The following is a 294-nucleotide window of genomic DNA, read 5'->3' on the forward strand; positions in this document are numbered from 1 at the left end:
AGATTCTACACCTGTTAGAGTTTGTAAACCTAAACGGATTAGAAGTAATAAAGTATTCAAAGGTATTGCTACTACTGGTAAATCTACTATGGGATGGTTTCATGGTTTTAAACTACATATCGTTATAAATGATAAAGGAGAGACACTGAACTTTACTATTACACAGGCTAATGTGGATGATAGAACTCCACTAAAAAAGAAATCTTTTTTAGATAAAATATCAATAGCGTCCTAAACGTTTAAAAAGAGAAAGGGAAATTTGTTCCTCAAAGTTACCTTTGTGGTGCAACACAA

General features: G+C 32.0%; 1 pseudogene. It reads left to right on the forward strand.

Annotation, left to right across the window (positions count from 1 at the left end):
* Positions 1-181 (forward strand): annotated as a pseudogene (locus Q0838_RS14290) (transposase); the annotation flags it as partial.
* Between the last annotated feature and the right edge of the window lie 113 nt (positions 182-294).

It is taken from the genome of uncultured Nonlabens sp. (assembly GCF_947495285.1).
Classification (GTDB): domain Bacteria; phylum Bacteroidota; class Bacteroidia; order Flavobacteriales; family Flavobacteriaceae; genus Nonlabens.